This window comes from Serratia inhibens, assembly GCF_003591175.1.
Taxonomy (GTDB): Bacteria; Pseudomonadota; Gammaproteobacteria; order Enterobacterales; family Enterobacteriaceae; genus Serratia; species Serratia inhibens.
In genome coordinates, this window is record NZ_QYYG01000012.1 from 1 (window position 1) to 26,270 (window position 26,270).

Below are 26,270 nucleotides of genomic sequence, written 5' to 3' on the forward strand. Positions count from 1 at the left end.
GCCGCCTGCCTGCACCTGCGCAGCGTTGAGGGTCGCGTCGCGTCCGGCCTGCATGTGCGTATCGCCGCCGCTGGCGATTTCAGTGCCTTGTTGGCGGAAAGATTCGTTCACCTGCTGCTTGCCGCCGTCGTGGCTCGCCTGATACTCCCGGCTTTGCTGCGCGTTGAGGTTAAGGTCACGCCCGACGTTCAGCCCGACATGGTTATCCGCCACTATCGCCGCCGCCTGCGAGTTCAGGTCACGCCCGGCCTGCAACTGCAAATCGCCGCCGCTGGTGAGGGTACTGCGAATAGCGCCACTGCTGATGCGCTCGTTGCCGTTATGTTCATCGGCGGTATAGGTGTTGTTGGCAATCAGGTTAACGTCGCCGCCCGCTTGCAGGCTCATCCCACCGCCGGAGGTCACCTTCGCGCCAGTGATGTCGATGTTGCCACCCGCCTTCATGCTCAGCCCGCCTTCGGCGCTGATGGCGGCGATATCACCGATTTCAGTGCGCGACAGGGCCAGGGACTCGCCGCCCAGCGTCCCTTTAGCATCCCATTGGCGGGTCTGGGTTTTGTTGATGATGCTGCCGTCGAGACTTTCCAGCGCCACCTGCCGGCCGCTGAGGGTGGAACCGACATTGTTGATGTCGCCGATGGCGGTGAGTTGCAGTTCACCCGCGGCGTCCATCAGCCCGCGATTGATATTGCTGATGCCGCTCTGGCTGGTAACGCTCAGCCGTTCGCCGCCCTGCACCCGCGTGTTAACGTGCTAGCTGGAGATCATGATCCAGTTGTAGCGGCGGGATGAGGAAGTTTTTAGGGCTTAGATGTAAAAATCCCGGCCAGCTGGCCGGGATCTTCATTCTGCTAATGGTTCCAGCTTGAGAAGATGGTTTTTGGCCTTCTCGACAAGATGTAAAAACTCATCATACTTGAATTCAAGAACATCATTATCATTGGGATAAATAATAATATTCACGGATTTTCTATCCTCTGATAATGAGATTTCTCCCCACTGAATTCTATTAAATGATAATTCAGCATAAAGATCCTCCCTGTCCATAGAGCTTCCTACGCTATATTCCAACATAATGTAATCCTTATCATTTAATCGGCGGCTCTCTAAAACCAATCAGCCTTGAACCATCAGCATTAAAGCGCAAAGCACGCCCATCAGGAGCAGTTGCTTCAAGCACAGTAATTCTTTGCTTATTTTCGAATACAACTCTAGTTTCCACTTTCGTACTAGGGTTATTCAAAATATCGTTAACTATTGCTTGAGCCTCTTGGTTTAAAACAGCGGCCTTTTGGCTTGTATAAGAATAAACAGAACCATCCCTTCCACCATGCTTCTGCAAAGCACGACCTGCATCAGTCAAACCATTTCTATTAGGGGCTGAAGCAGCTTGGTTAAGTTTATCCTTTGAGAAGCCATGTTGAAGAGCTTCCTGATTCCGAGCATTCTCCTCATCCTCCGGCCCATGCCCACCCGGAGTCCCAGATCCCGACCCACCCAGCTCCGCTTTATCCTCGTCCGTCAGATCCTTCGCCACATTCGGCTGCCGCGCGTTCTCTTCACGAGACTTACTTGGATCTGAGCCATCATCAGCATCCCACGCCTCATTGCCTCCAGCACCATTAACAGAAGCATTCGGCACCGCTACCGGTGGCGGAACCGGCGCAGGAACCGCCAAGAAGTTATTCTCAACCGCATTCTTCCCGGCCTGAGAACCGGTCACCACACCGGCTGTATTCCCTGTTGCCACTCCGCCCGCCAGCCCTGCCGCCAGTTGGCTCAGGACGCTGACCTGCTGTTTCTCGCCTTCACTCAGCTCGCCAACTTTGCGTCCCGGGAACAGCTCGCCGGCTATCACCCGTGCCGCCAGTTCACCGCCGCCGGCCCCCACTGCACCGGCGACACCAGACTGGTGGTTCAGCTCCGCCGTTATCGCACCCAGCACCGCATGCGCCATCGCGTTGGCTGCCGGGTTCGCTTCACCGACCCGCGTCTTGATTTCCGTCGCCAGATACGGCGCGGCACCGGCCGCCAACGCCCCCGCCAGATTGTTGCCCGCCAGCCCCTGCAGCGCTCCGGTTACCGCCTGCGCTGCCTTTTGCAGGTCGCTGCCGGTACCGTATTTCTGCATCTCCGCTTTGTATTCCGGCGTTTCGCGCAACGCTTTCGCATCCAGCCCCGGATACTTCGCTTTCGCCGTCTGCAACCCATTGATGTCACCCTGCGTGCGGATAACATCCATCGCCTGCCGGCCTATCTCGCCGATAAGCTGCGCCTGCTTCAGCCGGTTCTGCTCTTTCTCCTTGTCGAAGATTGGCCCGATGCTGCCGTTGGCGTTATCGGTATCCCGGCTCAGTTGATTGACATCCTGCTGCTGATTCGCCGTGTCCCGAATGACCACGCTACCGCCCGACACCGCCGCCTGCGTGGTGCCTTCTGCGTGCCCCTTATTACCCGCACCGGAGAGCGCTGCGCCCGCAAGGTTGGTCAGCAAGTCCGACCCCACCGGGCCACCGCTGCTGAGACTGCCGCCCTGATGTTCGGCCTTAAAGTCCGCCTGGTTATGGATATCGCTGAAGCCGAGCGTGCCAGTGTCAAGGCGGTTTTTATCCGCGGGAGCAGTACTGGCAATCACCGCGCCGTCCAATTGCGTATGCTTGCCTACCTTAACATCATAGCCGCCCTTGCCGGCAAACAGCCCACTCTGCTCCTGTACGCTGTCGTAATTACTGTGCAGCTTGTCACGGCTCATGCTCAGGTTGGCGGAACCGCCGCCGCCAATGATCGCCACGCTGACACCGCCGCTGACGCTGGTCTGTTTCGCGTCATAGTTGTCGCTGTCTTGTTGGCTCTGCAAGGTCAGATTGCGTCCGGCATCCACCTTCACCGTTTCACCGCTGGCCTGCGCCCCTGCCAAGGTAGTATCCCGGCCGCTGCGCATGGATAATGTGCCGCCACTGTCGACCGTTGCTTCGCTCCAGAAGGTGCCGTCGCCATGCTCACTGCCCTGGCTCTTGTTGGCATTGGCGAATACGCTCAGCCCGGTTTGCTGGCCGACACCAATGCTGATACCGACATTACCCCCGCTGCTCTTGTTGCTACCCTCCGTTTTCTGCGTGTTGGCAGCGCCCAGCAGCAGCAAATCACGCTCAGCGCTCAGCGTTGTGTCTCCACCGGCCTTCAGTTGACTGCCGACTATCGCGATATCGCCGCTGTTGGCGCTGCTCCCTTTCCCGGTAGCGGTCACCTGCAGATTATTGCCCGCACTGAGCGTTGAACCGGTAACGCTGGTTTGCTCCTGATGCTGTGTTGACGACGATTTCTGCGCACCAAGCGAAACGCTGACGCCCACCATGCTGCCCTCTTGGGTATCGGTATTCCCGGCTTCGGCCAGTTGCCCCGCCTGCAATGCCTGTACGCCGGACAAGGCCGCTTTGGTACCCTGCAACGCCGCCAGTCGGCCATCGGTTTCCTTCTTCGCCTGCTGGGCAGTCGTCACCGCGCTGTTAACCGCACTGCCTACCGTGCCGGACAAAGCAAGGCTCAAACCGCTCTGCTTTTGCTCGAAGGTTTCATCACGGCGGCGAATATCCTGACCCGGATCGATTTGCACACTATCCGCAATCACCGACAGGTTTTTATCCGCAATCACATCCGCGCCGCCGATATGCGCCTTGCCGCCCGCCATGATATTCACGTCGCCGCCGGTCGAGCCAATGGTGCTGACGCTCTGGCTTTGGGTGGTGCCGTCTTCGTTCAATTGATGGCGCGAAGATTTACTGCCGAAGGTTACGCCGATGCCGCCGCCGCTGAACATGCCGCTGGTTTTCTTCTCGTTCAGCCGGTAACTCGATTGTTCTTCGGTGGCCGCCACGATCGCGACATTATTGCCTGCCTGCAGATTGACCTTGCCGTCGCCCACTACCGTCGAGCCCTGTACCTTCAGGTCGTTGCCGGCGTTGAGCGAGACGTTATTGCCGCTCAGCAAGCTGCCTTTCTCGTGGGTGGCATAGTCCTCTTTCACCGTATGGGTGGTGGTTTTGGACAGCAAGCCTTTCCTGGTTTTGGTCTCCTCGAAGAAGCTGTAGTCGCTCTCGGTGGCGCTGTTGAGCGCGATATCGCGCCCGGCGTTGACCGAGACGTCGCCGCCTGCCTGCACCTGCGCAGCGTTGAGGGTCGCGTCGCGTCCGGCCTGCATGTGCGTATCGCCGCCGCTGGCGATTTCAGTGCCTTGTTGGCGGAAAGATTCGTTCACCTGCTGCTTGCCGCCGCCGTGGCTCGCCTGATACTCCCGGCTTTGCTGTGCGTTGAGGTTAAGGTCACGCCCAGCGTTCAGCCCGACATGGTTATCCGCCACTATCGCCGCCGCCTGCGAGTTCAGGTCACTCCCGGCCTGCAACTGCAAATCGCCGCCGCTGGTGAGGGTGCTGCGAGTGGCGCCACTGCCGATGCGCTCGTTGCCGTCGGTTTTCTGGCGTTGGCTCTGTTCGGCGGTGTGCAGATTAATGTCGCGGCCTGCGCTCAATGCAGCATCCCCCTTGCTGCCGATCTGGCTGGCGGTCAGGTTAAGATCCTGCCCGGCTTTCACGCCCAGCGCCCCGCCTGCGCTGATCTCACTGGCCTGGTTGCCGCGCACTTCGCTTTCTTTACGCCCGCCCCCCCAGCGGCCGCCATCCGCGCTGTCGGCGGTATAGGTGTTGTTGGCTATCAGGTTAACGTCGCCACCCGCTTGCAGGCTCATCCCACCACCGGAGGTCACCTTAGCGCCGGTGATGTCGATGTTCCGCTCGGCCTGCATGCTCAGCCCGCCTTCGGCGCTGATGGCGGCAATATTGCCGATTTCAGTGCGTGACAGAGCCAGGGACTCGCCGCCCAGAGAACCTTTGGCATCCCATTGACGAGTCTGGGTTTTGTTGATGATGCTGCCGTCGAGACTTTCCAGCGCCACCTGCCGGCCGCTGAGGGTGGAACCGACATTGTTGATATCGCCGATGGCGGTGAGTTGCAGTTCGCCCGCGGCGTCGATCAGCCCGCGATTGATATTGCTGATGCCGTTCTGGCTGGTAACGCTCAGCCGTTCGCCGCCCTGCAACGTACTGCCGTCGTTGCCGATGCTGCCGGCGTTCAGATTAACGCTGTTGCCTGCAATCACGCTTCCACTGAGCGGTGCCAGGTCTTTTTTGGCCAGGTACAGCTTCGGTGCCAGCACCCTTTGGCCATTGACCGTCACCTTCTCCCACCAGACGATGCTGCTGTCCAGCTGTGCCACCTGCTGCGGCGTCAGGCTGATCCCGAGCTGCAAATTCAGGCCGCTCTGCGCCTGGGCGGCATTGTCGATAAGCTGTTGCATCTGCTGCAGATCGGAGCCGACGCCGTCGATATAACGCTTACCGGTCTGAGTCAGCAGGGCGTTGCTGATATAACGGGTATCGAACGCCGCATCGCCAAGGAAGCGGTAGTCGTAGTCCGGATTCAATTTGAGACGATCGAGGAAATAAGCCGAACCGATAAACTGCGTCTCGTTAGTGAAGCGGCTGTCATTCTCACGCGGCGCAGCGCCGGGCTGCTGGCCCAGCATGGCGTACAAATCGTTGAACAGGCCGCTGTCCAGTTGCCCCAGACCTTCCAGTTTGGGGTTGGTGGTGATCAGATACGGGCTGTTCGGATCCTCGGTCGGGACAAAGCGGCCATTACCGCCATTCGGCAGCGGATAATCCGCCAGTTCGGCGGCGTTGTTGCCGAGCGAACCCAATGCACTCTGCAGACTGTCGCGCCACGCCGGGCCGCCGACGGCGACACCCTGATCGCCCGCCAGCCCTTGCTGCTGTACGCCGTCGACGGCATCCGGTTGTTGCAGGCTGTCGAGCGTCGGCCGGACGATCGTATGGCTCAGGCTGCCGGCATTCGGCGTTACCGCCGTGTTGCTGATCGTGTCGGTAAAGCTGGCGTTAACCGCACCGCCCGCCTGAATTACCGAACGGTAGACGCCATCGTCGGTGCGTTCGGTCCGCACCTCACCACTGGCCTTGTAGTGAATATGTTTATCGTCGATTTTCCCTTTCGAATAGTCGTTGATGGGGGAAACCTCCGATACCCGAGGTGGGCGATCCGAGCCCGGCAGCGCAGGTTTTTGATAGGCATAAGTTTGATAACGCGTTTCCGTACCCGCCGCCCAGGACTGGTTATTCAGTGTGCCGCCGGAGAGCGCAATATCCCCGTTGGCCAGAATATCGCTGGCCAGGTTATCCAGGGTCGCGGCATTCACAGCCATATTGCGACCGGCGGCAATGCGCGCCGCACCGCCCTCGCTGCTGACCGTCACTTTGCTGACCGACAGCGCCACCTCACGGGTGGTGGCATACGGCGAGGCGTAGGTATACACCTTGGTGATTTCCCGCGCGTCATTCCCCGCCAATTGATGCCAGGTGGTAACGGTGTAGTAGCCATACTCGTCGTCGTTAAAGAAACTCAATGGAATGCTGGCGGTAGCGCCGTTCAACCAATCGTATTTCTGCGTCAGATCCTCCTGCGTAACCGAGGTTTTCAGGCCATCACGTTGGTTAAGCAGGTGCGCGGTTTTTATCTGGATATCGCCGTTTTCGGTCTCGACGGTGCCGGAAGTATTGACGATCTCGCTGTTGGCATTGCCGTCGGCATCTTTCTGCATCCACAGACTGTTGCCCGCCAGAATATCGCCGCGCTGGTTGACGATGCGATCCGCCATCAGCTGCATATTGCCACCGCCGTACAGCATGCCACTGTTAAACAGCTGATTGGCGGCAATCAGCAGCAGATCGCCGGCGGTGCCGATAAAACCGTTGTTGGTAATGTCGCTGCGGCTGAGCAGTTGCACCCGCCCGCCCGATTGCAGGCTGGCGCCATCGTTTTGTTTGATGCGCTCAGCCTCGAGACGCACCTCTCCACCACCGCCGCGTACCGTGCCGGCGTTAGTCAGCAGCCCGCGGCTGCGCAGGTTCAGGCTTTGCCCCTGAGTGGTCCCTTGCAGCAGAATATCGCCATCGGCCTCAAGGCTCAGCGCATTGCCCGCCGCCAGGGTACCTTGCTGAGTAAAGGCCTCTTTCAGCGTCAGCGCGATGTTGCCCAGCGCCACCAGTTGGCCGTACTGATTCAACAGGCTGCCTGCCAGCACCGCATCACCGGCGCTGAACAGCTTGCCACCCTGTCGGTTATCCATCTGCCGCGCTTCGATCGCCATCTGGCGCGTAGCCAGCAGCGTACCGGCATTCTCCAGGCTGTCCGCCTTGAGTTGCAGATTGCCGCCTTGCAGCGTCCCCTGATTATTCAGGTGGTTAAGCGTCAGTTGGTTATCACCGGCGGCAAGCAGTGTACCGCTGTTATCAAGCTGAGATCCGTTGAAGATCAGACTACCCGCCTGCAGCCAGCCAGCGTTATTCAGCGTTGGCGCCTGCAGATCCAATGCGCCGCCGACGATCAGTTTGCCCGGGTTGATCAACTGACGATCCAGCCGCAGTTCGCTGCGGCCATCGCCCTGCATCTCACCGGCGTTGTTCAGCTCTGCCGCCGTCAGTTGCAGCGCATTTTGGCTGCGCACGTTGCCGCCGGCCAGGTTATTGAATACCCCACTCAGCTCAGCGTTAAGGCTGTTTTTTCCCAGCAGCCTGCCACCGTTGTCCAATTGCACGGCCGTGAGCCGCAGATCCCCCGCCTGCATCAGGCCCGGATTATCGATGCGTTCCGCATTCAGTCGCAATTCGCCGTCGCTCAGCATCTGCCCCGAGGCCTGCTGCACTGCTGCACCGGCCATCTCGGCATCAAGCCGGTTAACGCCGGTCAACACACCGCCGTTATTCAGGTTGTCGCCTTTCAGGCGCAATGCGGCAGCCTGCCAGCTGCCCTGATTGTTCAACGCCAGCGCCGTCAGCGCCGCTTCGCCATTAGAGACGATTTTGCTGCCCGCGCCGGCGTTGAGATCGCCGTTCAGATCCACGCGGATCAACTGTTTCGCCTGCAAGGTACCGGTATGATCCAGCTGCCGCGCCGACAGCAGAATGCGATCGCCCTGCCAAAGCCCGGCGTTATTGACCGCTGCCGCCGCGACGTTGAGTTCGCCGCCGCTCAGCAACTGGCCAGCGGCAAGATTATGCAGATCCTGTTGCAGTTGCAGCGCCAGCTTTTTCACGCCGATCAGGTTGCCGCTGTTGTTCAACGCGTCGGCTTCGATCTGCGCGCTGTCGCCCTGTACTTCCCCCCGGTTATCGACGCTGCCGGCTTTCAGCCTCAGCGCGCCTTCCGTCAGGACCTTACCGCCGTTGTCCAGCACGTCGGCGTTCAACGCCAATGCCCCGCGGCTCAATACCTGCCCCGGGTTATCCAGTTGGCCGACCCGGGCGGTCAGCCCGTCAATGCCCAGCGCGCTGCCGGCGTTGTCCCAGCGCTGCGCGGTGATATCAATAACCTGCCCCTGCAGCTTGCCGGCATTGTTCAGTTGCACAGCTTGCAGCCCCAGCGCACCGCCGGCCAGGATCCTGCCCGACAGGCGGTTCTGCAGCTCGTTGGCAGCGACATCCGCCTTGCCTTTGGCCTGCAGCAGCCCACCGTTTTCCAGAGCGCTTGTATTGATTGCGACATCGGTCGCCGCAAGCCGTCCGGCGTTATTCAGCAGCGGGGCGGCCAGCGTCAGCGCATTCTCCGCCACCAGCTCGCCCAGGTTGTCTACCGACTGCGTGAAGGCCAAATCCAGCGCCGCAGCACCTATTGATCCACTGTTGGCCAGCCGTTCGCCGCGCAGAGTCAGTTGCTGGCCGGCCAGCAATTCACCCTGCTGATCAAGACGATTGACGGCCAGCGTCAATTGCTCACTGGCGTGCAACTGCCCACGCTGGTTCAAATAATTCCCGTGCCAGTCGAGGTTGCGCGCGCCGATCTCTGCGGTATTGTCCACCGTCGCGCCGCTGACCTTCAGATCCCCCAGGGTGCTGAACACCCCGGCAAGTTGCGCACCCTCGGTGGCTTTCAGAGACATGCCCTGTTTGGCCTGGGTTTGTCCGCTCGCAGCGGCAATCATCCGTTGGCTGTCGATCGTCAGCTCGCGCTCCGCAGAAAGCAAACCACCGAGCCGCACCTCATCCGCCTGGAGCGCGATGTCGCCATCACTGAGTAGCGAAGAACCCTGCGCGGTTTTCAGCACGCCGCCATTAAATGCTACGCCCTGTTTGCCGGTAGCGCTGCCGGCCAGTAAAAACTCGCCCGCCCGTACCCTCAGCGGGCCGTCGGCATACAGAGAACCGCCCAGGTTCAGGCCGTTTTTCACCGTCAAATCAAGCCGTTGTTGAGAACCAATCAGCCCCTGATTGTTCACGCCATCGGCGTTGATCGTCAGCGCGCCGCCCGCCTGCAGTTTGCCGCTGTTATCCAACTGCCTGCCGGTCAGGTTCTGCGCCCCCTGCGCCTGCATCAATCCGGTGTTGCTCAGTTGCTGTGCCTGAACCCGGCTGTCGCGATTGGCGGCCAATTGGCCATGGTTTTTCAACGTGTTGGCCTGCAGTTGCAGATCACGCCCGGCAGTCAATGTTCCCTGCCAGTCGCCATCGCCGCTGAGCGTCAGCCCGATATCGCCTTCGGCGGTCACCCGGCTGGTCGCTCCACCGTTGAGGCTAGCGGCGTTCAGTTGCAGATCGCCGCCGGAGGCAACCTTACCCGCCAGCGTCAACGCGCCGGCTTGCAGATCCAACTGCTTCAGCCCGGTGAGCGTTGATGTACCGTCCAGTTGCAGGTCACGTTGCGCCTGCGCCGTTATCGTCCCGGCCGTGAGGCGGCTGTTATTCCATTGCTGCTCCCCGGTTTTCACCTTCAGCCTTTGCCCGCCGGTGGCCCGTTGTTGCTGATCGGCGCCGGCCAACAGTGTGCTGCCGTCGGCCTGCAGTTTGCCGGCCGCGTTAAGCGCCATATCGCCTGCCGCGCTCAGCGTGGCCTGATTCAACGCGATATTGCCCCCGCTGTTCAGGGTTATCGCCTGCCCGGCCTGGTGGCTGCCGCTCAGCGCCAGGTCGGCCGCATTCGCGCTCAACGCACCCTGCGCCAACGAATTGTGCAGCGTCAGCCTGCCCCTGGCGTCGAGGTTGATATCCCCCTCGCGGGCGTTAAGGTTGCCGAGATTCACCCCCACGCCCTGTTCGCTGGACACCAGATGGATGCGGTTGGCATACATGCCGCCGAGCGCGCCAGTGTCGATAGCCACTCTGGGTGCCGCGCCGTGGCCGGCGATCGGCGTGGCGTTGCCTGCCGCGTCTACCCGATTGGCACCGAGCGTGATGCGGGCGTCTTTGGCATGCAGTTTTGCGTTGATCTCGGTGGCGCGAGCGATCAGGGCGAATTTATCGCTCTGGCTGGCGTCCAGCCCTTGGCCCTGAACGGTGATCGCCCCCTGAGTCACTTCCAGCGCCTGCAGCTTGCCGTCAGCGCCCAGCACCGGTTTGCCGGTGGTCAGCGTCACGTTGGGGGTATTGATAAAACCGCAGCCGTCGCAGGTAATGCCATAAGGGTTGGCCACCATCACGCTGGCCTGCTTGCCCGCCACTTCCAGGTAGCCTTGCAGTTGTGAAGGATTGGGCGCCACCACTTCGTTAATGATGCCCTGCGCCGCCTTGCCGGCCTGCAGGTTGGGGTTATTCTGGATCAGGCCGCCCAGTTGGCTCTGGTTGAGCTGACCGGTGGCGTTATTGAGGATCAAGCCTTCTTTGCCGACGTTGAAATCGTTGTATTTATTATGAGAAATACCGGCCTGGTTTGGCGTGGCGATATTGACCACCGGCACGCCGTTGGCAGCCTGATCGACACGGGTATTGCCTTCGGCGACGTTAACGCCTGCGGCAAAAACCGGAAGCAGCGGCTGGCCGGCCAGCAGGCCGCACAGGGTGTAGCTCAGCAGGCGCTGATAGGTATTAAGCGGTTGATTGTTTTTATGTTTCATCCCTGAAACCTTCCTGTACGTTAGCGTTAAAGTACGATATTGACCCGGTAATACACCGACACCCGATCCGGCCTCAGCCAGTCTGGATAAGCCAGCGGCCAACCGACGGTCAGTTGGCTGCCGAAATAACGGTTGCGGCTTCCCAGCCCGATGGCACCGCCCCACAGCGTGCCGGAAGCGTTGGCGTCCAGCGCGTCGTGATGCAGCCAGCCGCCGTCCAGCGCGGCCAGGGCGTTGATACTGCCCAGATACGGCAGCGTCACCAGCGACCGGTTAAGTTCATTGCGCCAGTAGCCGCCCTTGTCGCCGGAAAGATACTGCTCTTTGAAGCCGCGCACCGAGCTTTCGCCGCCAATAGTCAGGCGCTCGCTGCCGTACAAATGCTGGGGTGTCCACTGGCCATACAGGCTGGTGAGGTAAGTCCAGTCCTGCGTCAGCGGCAGGTAGTAACTGCCGGAAAGCGAAAGCTTGTGGAACTCGGCGCGTGGCGCTTCCTTGATTTTACCGCTGTCGTCTTCGGCACCCAGCCAGGGCACGCCGCGGCTGTAAGCCGGGTTTAACGTGGCGAATCCGCCCAGCAATTTCTGGCTATGGCTGAGCCCCAGCGTGACGCTGGTCAACTTGCGACTGCTGCTTTCCAACCGGGTATCGTTGAGAGCGTTACGGTTAATGCGGTGCGTCAGCCCCAGAGACAGGCCGGTTTTCATTTCACCGTCGCGAAACAGCACCCGCGACAGGCTCAATCGGTGAGTCTGGCTGTCGCCGCTGGATCGCCAGTCAAAGCCCTGATTGTTGATGGTGGCCAGGTAGTCGCTGTAGGCATAGTTATAATCCAGCAGCCAATAGCCATAAGGCAGGCTGACGCCGGCCTGCACGCTGCGTGCATTGTGATCCTTGGCAAAATCGCTGCTGCGCGCGCCGGAAACGAACCACTGGTCCGCCACACCCAACAAATTATTGCCGGTCAGCGAACCGTTGATTTGACCGGTGCCGGTACTCTTCTGACCGCTATTATCAAACCCCAGCCCCAGCGTCAGCGGGAATTCGGGTTTGGCGCTCAAATTGACCACCGAATAACCCGGCCTGCTGCCGGGCAGAATCTCAATCTGTATCGGCTGCTGCCGCAGGCGGTTGATCTGCTCCATGCCCTGTTCGATATCGCGCAGATTAAGAATATTGCCCTGCAGGCCGGGGAAAGCCATTTTCAGCATGCGATCGTCGTGCTGCTCCAGCAGGATCTTTTCCAGCTTGCCTTCCAGCACCAACAGCCGCAGCTCGCCACGCGACAAATCCTGCTCGGTCAGAAATGCGCGGCTGGTGATATAGCCACGGCTGATATACCAATCGGAGATCTTCCGTACCAGCGTTTGGATTTGGCCCAGATTCAGGCAGCGTTGCAGGTAGGCTTGGGTTAGTTCCTGCCGCGCGCTGGCCGGCAGGTGATCCGCGCCTTCCAGCCGAAGGGTGGTGATGGTGAAGCAGGGGCCGCCAGAACTGGCGTTTGATTCTGCAGGCGCGGGCAACGTCGGCGTCAGACTGCGTTGCAGCTCCTGCCGCTGCTGCTGATTTTGCTCAAGCAATTCACGCTGCTGTTGTTGAATACTGTCGCGATCCGCCGGGCTAAGCAGGTTTGCACCGGTAGCGGAGGAAAAGAAAATGCAAAGTAAAGCGGCTGATAGCCGCCGAGTTACTGAATCCATTCAGAAGGCCGTCCGTATGATTTTTCGGCATTCTAAAGGCTACGCAAGGCAGGTAACAAGGCATAAATTATCGGGTAAACATTAGATAGACTAACCAAACAAGAAAATCTTAAATAAAAACCCCATAAAATCAGTTTTTACACTTAAAAATGGCTTATTGGTTTTCTCTAATCGGAAAAAGCAGCGAATCCGTCTTAATTATGGCTAATGCGATAAGCACCGCAAAAAACGGATTTATTGGGGCCGTGAACCGGCCCCGGAAAAGAACTACGCGGTACCGCCAACGGTCAGCATATCCAGTTTCAGGGTCGGCTGGCCGACGCCCACCGGCAGGCTTTGCCCTTCTTTGCCGCAAACGCCCACGCCTTTATCCAACGCCAAATCGTTGCCGACCATCGAAATCTGCTGCATCGCCTCAATGCCGGAGCCGATCAGCGTCGCGCCCTTCACCGGCTTGGTGATGCGGCCTTTTTCGATCAGATAGGCTTCAGTGGTGGAGAACACAAACTTGCCGGAGGTGATATCCACCTGGCCACCGCCAAAGTTCGGCGCATACAGGCCGTACTCCACGCTGGCGATGATATCTTCCGGCGTGGATTTGCCCGCCAGCATGTAAGTGTTGGTCATACGTGGCATCGGCAGATGCGCATAGGACTCGCGGCGGCCGTTGCCGGTCGGCGCAACGCCCATCAGGCGCGCATTAAGCTTGTCCTGCATGTAGCCTTTCAGGATGCCGTTTTCGATCAGCACATTGTACTGTCCCGGCACGCCTTCATCATCGATGGCCAGCGAACCGCGGCGCCCCTGCAGGGTGCCGTCGTCCACCACGGTGCAAAGCTCGGAAGCCACCAGTTGGCCCATCTGACCGCTGAACACCGAGGTGCCGCGACGGTTGAAATCGCCTTCCAGGCCGTGACCTACCGCTTCATGCAGCAGCACGCCAGGCCAGCCGGCCCCCAGCACCACAGGCATATTGCCGGCCGGGGCCGCGACGGCGGAAAGGTTGATCAACGCCATGCGTACCGCTTCTTTGGCGTAAGCGTCCGCGCGAACTTCACCATCGGCGATTTCCAGGAAGTAGTCATAACCGAAACGGCCGCCGCCGCCGCTGGAGCCGCGTTCGCGCTTGCCGTCTTCTTCCACCAGCACGCTGACGGAAAGACGTACCAGCGGGCGAACGTCCGCCGCCAGGGTGCCGTCGGTCGCGGCCACCAGGATTTGCTCATACACGCCGGTGATGCTGGCGCTCACTTCCTGTACCCGCTTATCGGCCGCACGGGCAACCTTGTCGACGCGGTGCAGCAGGGCAATTTTCTCTTCGCGCGGCAGGCTTTGCAGCGGATCGAGCAGCGGATACAGCGCCTTATGGCTGATCTCACCCAGCGTATGCACCCGGCCGTCACCGCTGTCACGCACGATGCTGCGCGCCGCCTGGGCGCTTTGATGCAAGGCGTTCAGGGTTATCTGATCGGCATAGGCGAACCCGGTTTTTTCGCCGCTGACGGCGCGCACCCCAACGCCCTGGTCGATATTATAAGAACCGTCCTTGATGATGCTGTCTTCAATCACCCAGGCCTCGTGGTAGCTGGACTGAAAATAGAGGTCGGCGTAATCGAGGCGGCGTTCGGCCAGTTGCCCCAAGACAGAGAACAGGTCCTGGTGGCTCAACTTATTCGCAGCAAGTAACTGCTCACTGACAAACGTCAGGCTCATAATTTTTTCACTCTTTATTGGAGGAGGTTTTTTCAAACGGCGCCGTCAGCGACGTCTGGAATCTGTTGTGTTGCAATACCGGCATTTGCGCGCGAAGGGTGCTGAGGCCGGCAGTGTCGACCCGTACTTTCAACGCCGAAACCGCATCCGGGTTTTCGGCCAGCACCTTGCCCCAACCGTCCACCGCCAGCGAGTGGCCCCAGGTGCGGCGGGTCGGGCCGTGGCTACCCACCTGCGCCGGCGCCAGGATCACGCACTGGTTTTCAATCGCCCTTGCGCGCAGCAGGATTTCCCAATGCGCCTCGCCGGTCACGCGGGTAAAGGCGGCCGGCACGGAAATCAGCTCCGCCCCCTGTGCGCGCAGCGCCTGATACAGGGCCGGGAAGCGCAGGTCGTAACATATCGTCATGCCAAGACGGCCGACCGGCGTATCCACCACGGTCAACTGCTGACCATGTTGGTAAGTGTCCGATTCCCGATAATGGCCGTGGGAGTCGTTAATGTCCACGTCGAACATATGCAGCTTGTCGTAGCGCGCCCGGATTTCACCCTGGTCGTCAAACAGCAGGCTGCTGGTGGTGATCAACGCAGGATTTTCGCGGCTGATCAACGGCATCGAACCGACCAGCAACCATACGCCATAGCGCCGCGCCAACTCGCGTACCGCCTGTTGCAGAGGGCCATCGCCCTGCGCTTCCGCATGCTGGCGATAAGCGGCAGAGTTGGCGAACAGCAGCGCGTTCTCCGGCGTCATGACCAGTTTTACTCCGGCATTGAGCTGCTTGATCTGCTGTTCAATCTGGGCCAGGTTATCGCGCACCCGATCGCCACTGCACAACTGTAACAACGCAACGTTAGCATTTCTCATGACGCCTTATTCTCCTTTGGCTTACGCAACACCTCGTTAATTTTCGGCTGATCCAGGCTGCCGCTGATGTGATAGCGAATCAGCGAGATCTTGTTCCACAGCGGTGCCAACACTTTGGAGGCGGCAAACACCGCCGCACCGACGATCGGGTTGATCACGAACGCCGTCGCCACGCCGACCGTGGCGGAGATCTCCGGCGCCACCACCGCTTCCATATCAATCTGCCGACGCGCCAGATCAATCTGGCCATTCATGGCGATGTCCGCCGCCAGCCCGTCAACCAAAAGATTGTCGGTATGCATTATGCCATCTTTCATCCACGCGGTGCTGCGGATGGAGTCAAAGTAGAAGCCCTTACCGAAGGTATCACTGAAATCAAACTGCAGCTTGCGCAACAGGGCATCGAAACTCACCAAACGCAGCAATTGGCCGGCACGGCCGCCACCGATGCTGTCGATCTCGCCCTTGCCCATTTTAATCGTCAACGCGCCGCTGAGAGTGTCCACCTGCGGTTTCCAGGGTTGGCCACGCCAGTACAGGTCGAAATCGACATCGTAAGGCGCTCCCTTCAGCGGGGTGGTGATCCCAAAGAAGGCGGCGGTTTCGTCGATCTTGCCGCCCAGCAACTTGCCTTTCAGCGAACTGCGCTCTTCCTGCGCGTTTTGCTTCCACAGGCCGCTGGCGGTCATGCGCCCTTTGCCGGTGTCGATCAACCCATGCTCCAACGTCAGGGTATCCCCCTGATTGGCCAGATCGGCTTCGACCTTACCGAGGTTCTGCCCCATCACCCAGCACGACTTGCAGCGCAGCATCAGCGAGGGCCAGTCACTGAAGGAAACTTTATCCGCAACGGCCAACGGGTTGGTCGCCGCCGGGGCGCTCTTGTCCGTGCTGAACTGCGGGTTGTAATAGAGGTAGTTGATGTCCGCACGCCATGGCCCGCGATCCGCGACCTGCAGGTTGCCGTCGACTTCATCGCCCTTGGCGCTGACCAACGTGCCACCCGGTTGTTTCTCCGCCGTCAGTTGCAGCTTGTGCCATGCCTGGCCGCCCAGCATCAATTGCGGCGTTTTCAGCGCCACTGTGGTCGGGAAATTAAAACCGCCCACCTGGCCCGAGCCACCGCCTTGTTTTAGCGCCGGCGCCAACAGCGCCAGCCATTTTTCACCGTCCAGCGGCGGCAGATTCAGCGTCAACGAGGGGCTGCCCGGCAACGGCGGCGTAGCGCCGGCATCGGTTTGCCATGCGGCGCGCGCCAGCGTCACCTGTTTTTTGGCAAAGATCCATTCGCTGTTGAAGCGGTTTTGCCTGCCTGCGCTGCCGGTCAACATGAACCCATTCAGTCCGCCCTTCACCTTAACGCTCAACGGCAAGGGCTCACCCGCCGGTTTATCCAGCGGTGGCGGTAAGTGACTGCTTACTTTTTTGAGGTCGGCATCGAGGCCGATGTCATAACTGGCCGCACCCTGATGTGGCAGGACGATCGCAACCTGGCTCTGCCAGGGCGCGCTGCCGCTCAGCGCGTCGCTCACTTCCTGCGGTATGCCGGGGAATTTAGCCGGCAACCAGTCAGCTTTCAGGCCAACATTGACCTTATAGTCACTTTTGCCTTCTTGGGTGGTGAAATTCACCGCCACCGGCTGCCCGAACCAGTTAGCCGACAGCGTGTCGCTTGTCAGATTGCCGTTATCGAAGCGGAATTTGCCGCTGACCTGTTTCAGCTCGCTTTCAATCGGCTTCACCAGCAGCGAATTGTTGTTCAGCGCGACCTCACCCTGCGCACGCACCAGCTCGCCGTTCAAGGGGATATCGAGATGTAAGCGCCCACTGACATTACCGCCAATCTGCAGCTCATCCAGGGCGGAACCGAGCGAATCATGCAACGGGGTCTGGTTAAAATAGTTATGGATCTCCGCGCCTTCGCCCGCCACGTCGGCGTCAATCAGCAAGCGTTCTTTCAGGTAGTCCGGAATGACCGCCGTAATATTCTTGCCGTCCACCTTGCCCAATTTGGTTTGCGGAGCATTCATCCACAACCCCTGATTGGCAAAGTCGAGGTCGATCGCCAGATCGGTCAGTGCCGGCCAGCCCGGCTGGAACTGAAAGGTGGAATGACGCAGCGGCACGAACACTTCAAACTGCCCTTCGTTCTTGCGATAAGGGAAATGCTGCGGATCGCCGGCGTAAATCAGCGTGGCGTTATCCACCTGGCCGCCCTGGATGGCGCCGCCAAGGTAATCCACCAGGTGCTTGCCCATCAGCGGTTCGGGGAAGTAACGCCATGCGTCCGCCCCATCGTACAAACGGATACCGGCCAAAATGCTCAGCCAGGGGTCGCCTTTCGCCGGCTGCTGGTAGCGGAAATCGCCGTTAACCCACAGCGATTTGGCCTTCACATCCAGGTTCTTGCTGGCCAGTTCCCAGCCCTGATCGTTGTAAAGCCAGGTCAGCGCACCGCGTGCACTGCTGACTTCCAGCGGGGCGCGGAACATGTCGCCGTAAGGCAAGGTACTGTTGTTGAGACCCAACGTCAGGCGGCCATTCTCCACGCCGCCGCTCAGCGCGCCGGAGAAGTGATTCACCCCCGGCAGCAGTTTCCAGTGCTGCCAACTGACATCCTGCCAGCGGGCCTGGAAGCGGGTTTTTTCCGGTTGCTTCAGCGGGATGTCGAGCGCCAGCGCATCGAGCTTGCCCTGCGGCTGTAAATCGTTCCAGCGCTCCAATACGTCCGGGCTGAGGAATGAGAACGTGGGCAACAACGCCGCCAGCCGCTCAAGCTGAATATCGGTGGCGCGGACGCGCAATTCCTCGTTCTGCTCCGGCCCCATAAATTCGGTATTTTCCGGCAACCACAGCGCCGAAAGCCGGCCCTGCGGCCAGACCTTGCCGTCGGTTTGCAACCTGAGCTGTGGCACCTCAACCCGCCAGCCATTGCCCTGACGGCTGAGCGCCAGCGCCAGGTTATCCACGTCCAGCCGGTGCTGTTTTGTTCCCACGTTCCAGTTCGCCGCGCCTTGTTTCAACAATGCGTTGCCGCCGGCTATATCGCCGTTTTTAATCTGCAGCCAGGCCGCCAGGCTGAAATCAGCGCTCTCCAGGCCGGTATTGGCGCGCAACCAGCGGGTAAACCACGGCTTCATGTCAATGTTATCGGCCTGCATATAGATCGTACCGGTATTCAATAACCCCTGGTTATCGCGCAGATCCATGCGCAGCTGCACCACGCCGTGCTGGCCATTCAGCGTCGACAGGCTAAGCTGCCCTTCGGCACGGTGGCGATCGCGGCCATTAAGCCAGGTGAGCTGCGGGATTTCGAATTCGGCGCGTGCGCCGGAAGGCATTAGAAAAGAGACTCGGCTGTCGCGCAGATCAAAATGATCGAGCTGGTGCAGCATCAGATCGCTGATTTTGCCCGGCTCGATGGTGTTGCCCTTGTGATCATCGCCACCCAGCGTGGTGTTCATATCGAGCTGGAATTGATAAAAGGTGAGATCGCGAAACTGCCAGCGCCAGTGCAGCAACGACTGCCACACGTCCAGCGCCAGCGTAACGCGTTCGATGTGCAAATTGCTCTTGGGCAGCGTGGCGCGCACGTTACGCATTTCAAGCTGCGGGCCGAAGGTTTCCCAACTCCCCTGCATGAAGTCGACCTGGAAAGGCACGCCGGTGAGGCTCGCCACTTTTTCCAGCACTTGAGGGCGGTACTTGTTCAGCTCAGGCAGTGCCAGACGCAGCCCACTGATCAGTAACGCCACAACAACAACCAGAGTGGCGCCTGTTGCTAACAAAATCCCAGGCAGTCGCCTCACGCAGTTCTCCTTGCTTCCGCTGCCTGGCAACGGGAATCTCTCGACTGTTCGTCCTCACCCTACCTCGGGGTGAGGTATGGAGTGAGGGCCAACGATCACATCATGACAACGTCAAACTGTTCCTGGCTGTACAAGGGTTCGATCTGCACCTTAACTTGTTTGCCAACGAAGATTTCCACTTCGGCCAGCGCATGCGATTCTTCGCTTTTCAGCGCTTCGCCAACCGCCGCAGAGGCGTATACCAGGAAACGATCGGAATCGTAAGCATGGTGTACACGCACAATTTCACGCAAAATTTCGTAGCAGACGGTTTCCACCGTTTTCACGGTGCCGCGCCCATTACAGGTAGGACAATCATGACACAGCACATGTTCAATGCTTTCGCGCGTGCGTTTACGCGTCATTTCCACTAAGCCTAGCTGAGAGAAGCCGTTGATCGTGGTTTTTACCCGATCTTTACTCAACGCCTGCTCCAGCGAATGCAGTACCCGGCGGCGATGTTCGTCATTGTTCATGTCGATGAAGTCAATGATGATGATGCCGCCCAGATTGCGCAACCGCAGTTGGCGGGCAATGGCCTGCGTCGCTTCGATATTGGTATTGAAAATGGTTTCGTCGAGATTGCGGTGGCCGACAAAGGCACCGGTGTTGATATCCACGGTGGTCATCGCCTCGGTCTGGTCGATGATCAGGTAACCGCCGGATTTCAGCTCCACCTTGCGCTCCAGCGCCCGCTGGACTTCGTTTTCGACATCGTACAGGTCGAAGATCGGTTGGCTGCCGGTGTACAACTCCAGCTTGTCGGTGATGTCCGGAATGTATTCGCCGGTAAACTCCACCAGTTGATCGTGAGTCTGGCGCGAATCAATGCGGATCCTGTCCAACGCCGCACCGGCGAAATCGCGCAGAATGCGGTGCGCCAACGCCAGTTCGCCGTACAATTTGTATTTGGTCTGATTGCGCTTTTTGCGCTCCATGACCTTGGTCCACAGGCGCTTGAGGAATGCGGCGTCTTGCGACAGCTCTTCTTCGCCGATGCCTTCCGCCGCAGTGCGGATGATAAAACCGCCCAGTTCGTCGCAGTAGGCGGCTACGGCCTTTTTCAACCGCTCGCGCTCGGCTTCGCTTTCAATGCGCTGTGAAACGCCAACGTGCGCCGCACCCGGCATGAACACCAGATAACGCGAAGGCAGGGTAATATCGGTGGTCAGGCGCGCGCCTTTGGTGCCAAGAGGATCTTTCACCACCTGCACCATCAGATCCTGCCCCTGGCGCACCAGTTCGGCGATATCGCGCACGTGGAAATTCTTCTGCTCGTCACCGGCGACGCATTCGGTGTGCGGCATGATATCGGAGGCGTGCAGGAAGGCGGCCTTGTCCAGGCCGATATCGACGAATGCCGCCTGCATGCCCGGCAAGACGCGGCTTACGCGCCCTTTATAAATATTGCCGACGATGCCGCGTTTGGATTCGCGTTCGATGTGGATCTCTTGCAGGATGCCGCCATCAATATAGGCAACCCGCGTTTCAGACGGTGTGATATTAACCAGTAGCTCAGCTGTCATGCCTTCTCCTCAGAGCCGGTCGATAATGGCAGCGCCCATCAACCGGTTCTTACATCACGTAATGCGACAAAATGACTGAGCAGCTCATGTGTTTCGACCAGCGGCAAGCCCATCACCGCGTGATAACTCCCGGTTATCGTTCTGACGAAACAACCACCCTTTCCTTGAATTCCGTAGGCGCCCGCTTTATCCATCGGCTCGCCCGTTGCAATATAGTCGCAGATATCCTGGTGTGACAGGTTGCGGAACGTCACGTCTGTCACCACCAGTTGGCACAAAACGTCCTGGCTATCGGCGATCGCCACTGCGGTCATCACCTGATGCTGCTTGCCCGAGAGCAGCGCCAGCATTTCTGCCGCATGCGCTTCGTCGCGCGGTTTTTCCAACACCCGGCCGTTGAGTACCACAATAGTATCCGCGCCCAGCACCGGCCAGTCCTGCTGCGCCAGCGCCACGCCCGCTTTGGCCTTGTCCTGCGCCAGACGGCGCACATAGGCTTCTGCGGCTTCCCCTTCCTGACGCTGCTCTTCGGTATCCGTCAGGATAATTTCAAACGGAACGCCCAGCAGGGTCAGTAATTCACGTCGACGCGGAGAGCCGGAGGCCAGATAAAGCGAAGTCATTGCAATCCTCATTGTACGGCGAACTGACGGCGGATTTTGCGCATCAGCAGGAACAACCACGGCCACAGAATGCCGTTAACCACACTACTCCAGAACACCTCTGGGCGGAAAGAGACGTTGATCACTAAAAACTCAGCCCAGAACACCACAACGTCCATCGCCAGGGATAACAGCACGACGATCAGCGCCTGTTGCCATAGCGCCATATTGCGGAACAGCTGGAATTTGAACGCCACCAGGTAGGCGATGATGCCCAACGCCAGTGCGCGTACGCCCAGCGTGGAGCCGAGGATCAGATCCATAACCAGCCCCAGCACGAAGCCGGTGCCGACGTTCACCCGGTGCGGCAACGCCATCACCCAGTAAATCAGGATCAAAGCCAGCCAGGACGGCCGGAACATATAAATTTGCTCCGGCCACGGCATGATTTGCAGCACCAGCGCCACCAAAAATGATAGCCAGATTATCCAGCGCCCGTTGCTGCGGTAGCGGTTCATTGTGCGGCTCCCGCAGCCGGTGCGGCGGTCTGCGGCGCAGCGGCGCCGGTTGCCGCTGCAGGCAGGGACGGTTGCGGCCCCATGGCGTCGGCCGGCGGCAGCACCTGCGGCATCATCTGCATCAGGCGTTCATTGGCGACACGGTGAACTTCATCGGGCGGCAGCGGCATATCGCCATTGCGATCGGCGCCCCAAAGCAGCAGCAGGTAGCGCAAACGTTGCAGACCTGCGGTTGGCCGCGCCTGGATCACGGTATAAGCGCGCTGGTTATCCACTTTGACCGAGGAAACTACCGCTACCGGATAACCTTCCGGGAAGCGGCCGCCCAGGCCTGAAGTCACCAGCACGTCCCCTGCGCGGATATCGGTATTGTTCGGCAGATGCTCGAGCTGTAAATCGTCGGCGCAACCGCTGCCTGCGGCAATCACCCGGATATCGTTGCGCAGTACCTGAATCGGCAGCGCGTGAGAAGCGTCGCAAATCAGCAGCACGCGGCTGGTGACCTTCGCCACCGCTACCACCTGGCCGACCACGCCTTTATCGCTGATCACCGGCTGGCCTTCATAAACGCCGTTGTCCGAGCCTTTGTCGATCACCACTTGATCGCTATAAGGGTCGGAGCCGGTGGAGATCACCTGGGTGACCATTTTGTGTTCATCCTGGCGCAGCGGCGAGCCTAACAGCTCACGCAAGCGGGCGTTTTCCTGCTTGAATTGGCCAAGAAGAAGAATATCGCTGTTTTTCAGCAACAGTTCCTGCCGCAGAGCCCGGTTTTCCAGCTCCAGCTGTTGGCGGGTAGCCAGCGTTTCTGAAACGCCGTCCAAAACTTTACGTGGCCCATTGGCCAAAAAATAGAAAGGGCTGACGGCCGTGTCCATGTAGGTGCGAATTTTCACGAACGTACCGAGACGGCTATCGGCAACGATCAGGCCAATGGCCGCAATCACCGCCAAAAAAAGTCGGAGTTGCAGGGAAGGCCCCCTGCTAAAAATCGGCTTCATAAATTATGCGAGTTCCTCGACAACAGAAAGAGGAACCGTACCTGATTTTCGCTTTGCGCTGTCATCCGATACGATTCCTCCTTCCTGGGGCTGACTATTCTTCGCTGAACAAATCGCCGCCATGCATGTCGATCATTTCCAACGCCTTGCCGCCGCCGCGGGCTACGCAGGTCAGTGGATCTTCTGCCACGACTACCGGAATACCGGTTTCTTCCATCAGCAGGCGATCCAGATTGCGCAGCAGTGCGCCACCGCCGGTCAACACCATACCGCGTTCGGAAATGTCAGAGGCCAGCTCCGGCGGACACTGTTCCAGCGCCACCATCACCGCGCTGACGATGCCGGTCAACGGCTCCTGCAACGCTTCGAGGATTTCATTGGAGTTCAGGGTAAAGCCGCGTGGCACGCCCTCAGCCAGGTTACGGCCGCGAACTTCGATTTCCAGCACTTCGTCGCCCGGATAGGCTGAGCCGATTTCGTGCTTGATGCGTTCAGCAGTGGCTTCACCAATCAGCGAGCCATAGTTACGACGCACATAATTAATGATGGCTTCGTCGAAACGATCGCCACCGATACGTACGGAAGAGGAGTACACCACACCGTTCAGTGAGATCACCGCCACTTCAGTAGTACCGCCACCGATATCCACAACCATTGAACCGGTCGCTTCCGATACCGGCAAGCCTGCACCGATTGCCGCAGCCATCGGTTCTTCAATCAGAAACACCTCACGCGCACCGGCCCCTTGGGCGGATTCGCGAATGGCGCGGCGTTCAACCTGAGTTGCGCCAACAGGTACGCACACCAGCACACGCGGGCTTGGTCGCATGAAGCTGTTGCTGTGAACCTGTTTGATAAAGTGCTGCAGCATTTTTTCGGTCACGAAGAAATCGGCGATCACGCCGTCTTTCATCGGGCGAATAGCCGCGATATTGCCAGGCGTACGGCCCAGCATCTGTTTGGCGCCATGGCCCACGGCCGCAACGCTCTTGGGTGAACCGGCACGATCCTGGCGAATGGCAACCACCGACGGTTCGTTCAGTACAATGCCTTGCCCTTTAACATAAATCAGGGTATTGGCGGTACCCAAGTCGATGGACAAGTCATTGGAAAACATGCCACGAAATTTCTTAAACATAACTAAGGGATAATCCTGCAAGCTGGGGGCGGAAAATAAAATCCGCCTACTTTACCAACCACACGAAGCAGCGACAAGGCGCAAAAATGTTCTGCTTCGGTGAAAAATAGTCTGTATTGTTTCTGCTCGAATGCACGAAAATTGGATGAGGCCTGAATTCCCTGAACAAAGGCTCAGTTTACCACCCTGTCAGCGCACGAAACGGCGTAACACAGCTCATAAAATCTAACATATTCCCTGATTGACGCGGGTGGTAAGCACCTACCAACGTACAACAGAAAAGGGCTGACAAGAGCCTATATCAAATAGGCGTTCTTGTCGCAGGCAGTTTGGGGATAATCCCAAAATGACAGATAAAATGGCCCAGATGAATTGGCGCTCATTCTACGTCAATTTTTGCCCGGCATTCAGGTTAAACGCGATAACGGCGCGAATATTTTTTACGCCCCACGTCTATCGGCTCCGGCGGCGCAAAAAAGTCACCCTGCCCGCCAAGGATCCCGCGTTCTTTCAGCGTCTGCCATTCGTTGTTCGTCCGCACGCCGGCGGCAAACACCCTGGCGCTGGTGCCTTCGCAGGCACCGGTCAGGCTCTGTACGAACAGCTGATTTTCATCACGCTTATCAATCCCACGCACTAAACCAGGGTGGAGTTTGACGATCTCCACCGGTAAGGACTTGATATAGGAGGCACTGACCACGGTTAATCCCGCCTGAGAAACGGCAAGACGGCAACCCAATCCTGAAAGCAATCTCAGCACCGGGCGCAAACGGTCGATATGTTGACACACATCTGCCTCTGCAAGTTCAATCAGAATTCGCCGACGGTGACTTTTTTCACACTGGAGCAGGGTATCGCGCAACCAGCGCTGGAAACTGCGCTGCAATAATGAATCTACGCACAGCGTAAATGCCAGCGTCTCTTCCGGCCACAGCGCCAGCAGAGGAAGGATACGGCTGATATGCTGGCGATCGTAACTTTCAGCCAACCCCAACTGCTGCACCAGCGGCATATATTCAGATGGCAACAACTCTTGGGTTCCATCATAAATCCGGCTCAGGATTTCACGGTGATGAACATCCCCCTCCACCGTTACCGCCGGTTTTTGATACAGGCGCGGACCGCCCCGCACCAGCACCTGCTCCAGCAGGGTGCGCCATTTGACGCTGCCGCGCCCCTTTTCGGGCACCTGGCTGTCATATACGTACCAGCCATTTCCTCCCTGTAGCGTGGCGTGTCGCGTTGCCTGCTCCGCGTAATCAATCACCTGTTCCGGGGTCTGTCCGCTGCGATACGCCACGATGCCGATATGCAAGAACGCCTCGCGATCGATTAGCGCCGTTGAAGGGAGTGAGTCAATGGCATTCACCAGCTGCGCGGCGATGCCGTCCGCCTCTTTCAGCGTACGGTGCGGCAACAATACGGTGAAGTCGCTGTGGAAATAACGCGCCAGCAGCGCTGCCGGATAGCGCATCACGAAAGTCGACAGCAGATTGACCAGCGAGTACATCAGTTCCTGTACCGCGTTGTTGCCGTGGGTTTCCCGCAGCGTGTCGAAGTCGGGTAACCGCACCATCATGACAATGCCGTGCGAGCCTTCTTCCTCCAACTGAGTCGCCAGTTGGTTATCAAAAAACAGTCGGTTGTTCAGCCCGGTTTTGGCGTCCTGCGCGGCAAAGGCGCGGATCAGCGTATCGACCCGGCTACGCTCTTCGCGCGCTTCCGCCAGATCCGCCAGCAGGCGATCAAGCGCACCGCTGACGTTCGCCGGCCATTCGCGCACATCGCCCTGCATCACACTCTCTCGTTCGCCGTTAAGAATGCGCCGCGCACGGCGTTCCAGCCGATCCTCTCCCTCGGCCTGCTCACGCAGCCAGCGCAGGCTGAACAGCAAAATCACCATCATCACGACGATCGACAGCGTGACGACGCCGGTGGATTGCAGCGAGCGCACATCGCTGGCGAAGGGATCGACATAGGTGATGTTAAGCGAACTGCCCGGGTGCTGCAGCAGAGGTCGGGAGACCTGACGGTAGCCGTTCAGCGAATCCCAGGGCAGCTTCAAAGTCGGCAGTTTATAGGTGAGGAGATTGGTGCGGCCGCTATCGACGCTGACGGCCACGATACCGAGCGGACGCATCACCAGCGGCAACCATTGTTGCTGTTCGTCCGGGGCGCCATGCAGCATTGACTGATCGAGCGACGTCACCAGCGAATCGAAGCGGCGCTCCAGGCGATCCTGAGTAACGTAGAAAAAACTGTATGAACACCCCATCAGCATCAAAAACATCGCCAGAGCAACCAGCAGGGTGATCAACGTAGACAGCTTCGTGGTAAATCGCATCCCTGTGCCCTGTCCGTTATGGTTACGAAAATTTTCACCTTTGGAGGTATAAAGGCCCCGA

At 59.0% G+C, this 26,270-nt stretch carries 13 protein-coding genes; all 13 read right to left on the reverse strand.

Features of this window, described 5'->3' with window-relative positions; genetic code table 11:
* Nucleotides 1-738: hemagglutinin repeat-containing protein (locus D4100_RS23810; protein WP_147417768.1), on the reverse strand; the 738-nt coding region annotated here is incomplete at its 3' end.
* A gap of 105 nt (nucleotides 739-843) precedes the next feature.
* Nucleotides 844-1,074, reverse strand: coding sequence for a hypothetical protein (locus D4100_RS23815; protein WP_119805394.1), 231 nt, complete (start codon nucleotides 1,072-1,074; stop codon nucleotides 844-846).
* A 13-nt stretch (nucleotides 1,075-1,087) separates the two neighbouring features.
* The gene (locus D4100_RS23820; RefSeq protein ID WP_119805395.1) at nucleotides 1,088-10,951 is read right to left on the reverse strand and encodes a hemagglutinin repeat-containing protein; all 9,864 of its coding nucleotides are present in this window, start codon (nucleotides 10,949-10,951) and stop codon (nucleotides 1,088-1,090) included.
* A gap of 26 nt (nucleotides 10,952-10,977) precedes the next feature.
* Nucleotides 10,978-12,651 (reverse strand): ShlB/FhaC/HecB family hemolysin secretion/activation protein, encoded by a 1,674-nt coding sequence (locus D4100_RS23825; protein ID WP_119805396.1) that lies wholly within the window; start codon nucleotides 12,649-12,651, stop codon nucleotides 10,978-10,980.
* Between the two features lie 267 nt (nucleotides 12,652-12,918).
* Complete coding sequence (gene tldD / locus D4100_RS23830; RefSeq protein WP_065506648.1) at nucleotides 12,919-14,364, reverse strand: metalloprotease TldD; 1,446 nt, start codon at nucleotides 14,362-14,364, stop codon at nucleotides 12,919-12,921.
* A gap of 7 nt (nucleotides 14,365-14,371) precedes the next feature.
* On the reverse strand, nucleotides 14,372-15,232 hold the full coding sequence (nit1, locus tag D4100_RS23835; RefSeq protein WP_065506649.1) for a deaminated glutathione amidase: 861 nt from the start codon (nucleotides 15,230-15,232) through the stop codon (nucleotides 14,372-14,374).
* Entirely contained in the window at nucleotides 15,229-19,041 is a 3,813-nt protein-coding gene (gene yhdP / locus D4100_RS23840) for an AsmA2 domain-containing protein YhdP (protein ID WP_119805397.1), read from the reverse strand. The genes nit1 and yhdP overlap by 4 nt, the downstream gene beginning before the upstream one ends.
* A gap of 95 nt (nucleotides 19,042-19,136) precedes the next feature.
* Entirely contained in the window at nucleotides 19,137-20,606 is a 1,470-nt protein-coding gene (gene rng / locus D4100_RS23845; protein ID WP_065506651.1) for a ribonuclease G, read from the reverse strand.
* Between the two features lie 38 nt (nucleotides 20,607-20,644).
* The gene (locus D4100_RS23850; RefSeq protein WP_119805398.1) at nucleotides 20,645-21,229 is read right to left on the reverse strand and encodes a Maf family protein; all 585 of its coding nucleotides are present in this window, start codon (nucleotides 21,227-21,229) and stop codon (nucleotides 20,645-20,647) included.
* An 8-nt stretch (nucleotides 21,230-21,237) separates the two neighbouring features.
* Nucleotides 21,238-21,726 carry a rod shape-determining protein MreD gene (gene mreD / locus D4100_RS23855; protein WP_065506653.1) on the reverse strand — a complete coding sequence of 163 codons (489 nt, stop codon included), beginning with the start codon at nucleotides 21,724-21,726 and terminating at the stop codon, nucleotides 21,238-21,240.
* Nucleotides 21,723-22,727 (reverse strand): rod shape-determining protein MreC, encoded by a 1,005-nt coding sequence (gene mreC / locus D4100_RS23860; protein ID WP_119805399.1) that lies wholly within the window; start codon nucleotides 22,725-22,727, stop codon nucleotides 21,723-21,725. The genes mreD and mreC overlap by 4 nt, the downstream gene beginning before the upstream one ends.
* 94 nt (nucleotides 22,728-22,821) lie before the next feature.
* Nucleotides 22,822-23,865, reverse strand: coding sequence for a rod shape-determining protein MreB (mreB, locus tag D4100_RS23865; RefSeq protein WP_065506655.1), 1,044 nt, complete (start codon nucleotides 23,863-23,865; stop codon nucleotides 22,822-22,824).
* A gap of 412 nt (nucleotides 23,866-24,277) precedes the next feature.
* Nucleotides 24,278-26,209: an RNase E specificity factor CsrD gene (gene csrD, locus D4100_RS23870; protein WP_119805400.1), complete on the reverse strand. Its 1,932-nt coding sequence runs from the start codon at nucleotides 26,207-26,209 to the stop codon at nucleotides 24,278-24,280.
* Between the last annotated feature and the right edge of the window lie 61 nt (nucleotides 26,210-26,270).